The following is a 1,485-nucleotide window of genomic DNA, read 5'->3' as shown; positions in this document are numbered from 1 at the left end:
GCAGCATGACACGACGGCCAAGCTCAGCCAGCGCCAGGGACAAGTTCACTGACACGTTAGTCTTGCCGACGCCACCCTTGCCGCCGGTCACCGCGATCACCTGTACGGGATGCATGCTGCCCATATTCGTTCTTTACCTTGTCTTGCTTAGACCGCGGTCACATGACCGGCTGCGTGAGGCAGCCCGTCAATGCAGGTACTTTGCAGCTTCATCACGTTCACCTCAGCCCACTCGCTGGCCGGGGTTGTGGTAGAGATCAGCGAACATATCGGCCATGGCCTCTTCGCTGGGCTCTTCTTGCATCTGCACACTCACCGCACGGCTCACCAGCTGATGACGGCGTGGCACGTGCAGGTCGTCAGGAATGCGCGGGCCATCGGTAAGGTAGGCAACCGGCAATTCATGACTGATGGCCAGGCTCAGCACTTCGCCGAGGCAAGCCGTTTCATCCAGTTTAGTCAGGATGCACCCTGCCAGCCCGCAGCGTTTGTAGCTGTGATAGGCAGCAGTGAGCACTTGTTTCTGGCTGGTGGTGGCCAGCACCAGATAATTGCGGGCCTTGATGCCACGCCCGGCCAGGCTTTCAAGTTGCATGCGCAAGGCCGGGTCGCTGGCCTGCAGGCCGGCGGTGTCAATCAACACCACGCGCTTGCGCAGCAGCGGCTCCAGGGCCTGGGCCAGGGATTGCCCCGGATCGACGTAAGTCACCGACACGTTAAGGATCCGCCCCAGGGTCTTGAGCTGCTCCTGAGCACCAATGCGGAAACTGTCCATGCTCACCAGCGCCAGGTTCTGGGAGCCGTACTTGAGCACGTATCGCGCCGCAAGCTTGGCCAGCGTGGTGGTTTTACCCATGCCGGCCGGGCCGACCATGGCGATCACCCCGCCCTCTTCGATCGGCTCGATTTCCGGCACCGCGATCTTGCGTGCCAGATGCGCCAGCAGCATGCGCCAGGCGTGCCGCGGGTCTTCGATTTCGCAGGTCAGTTCCAGCAGCTCGCGCGACAGCGGGCCGGACAGGCCGATGCGCTGCAGGCGCCGCCAGAGGTTGGCCTGTTGTGGCTTGCTGCCTTGCAGCTGGGTCCAGGCCAATGAGCCTAGCTGGACTTCCAGCAGCTCGCGCAAGCCGTTGAGTTCCGAACGCATGGAGTCGAACAGCCGCTGGTCCACCGGCGGCATGGCCGGAGCCGGGGCCGGGCGTGGCGGCTCGTCGAAATGCGGTTCGATCAAAGGCTCGGCAGCGGTCAACGGCAGGCCGGCGAACAGCTGGCCATTGGTATTGGCGTCGCTGTCGTTGCGGATGCTCAATTCGGCCTGCGCGGTGACAATGCGCGACTGGGTCTTGCGCAATTCGGTTTCGAGTTCGACGTTCGGCACGCTCGGTGCCAGCGCCGACAACTTGTAGTCGAGCGCCGCCGTCAGCTCGACACCGCCAGCAATCCGCCGGTTGCCGATGATGGCGGCGTCGGCCCCCAGCTCATCGC

The 1,485-nt window shown here is 63.6% G+C and carries 2 protein-coding genes; both read right to left on the bottom strand.

The genetic code is table 11. The annotated features are described in order from the left end of the window. Positions 1-124, bottom strand: a 124-nt coding sequence (locus tag GUY40_RS12660) for an AAA family ATPase (protein ID WP_166569283.1), incomplete at its 3' end; no start/stop codon positions are given. Between the two features lie 99 nt (positions 125-223). Continuing rightward, on the bottom strand, positions 224-1,485 hold a 1,262-nt coding region (gene flhF / locus GUY40_RS12655), incomplete at its 5' end, for a flagellar biosynthesis protein FlhF (RefSeq protein ID WP_166569282.1).

It is taken from the genome of Pseudomonas sp. R5(2019) (genome assembly GCF_009905435.1).
Classification (GTDB): domain Bacteria; phylum Pseudomonadota; class Gammaproteobacteria; order Pseudomonadales; family Pseudomonadaceae; genus Aquipseudomonas.
Note: the sequence above shows the minus strand (reverse complement) of the source record. Positions and strands in the feature narration are given on the sequence as shown.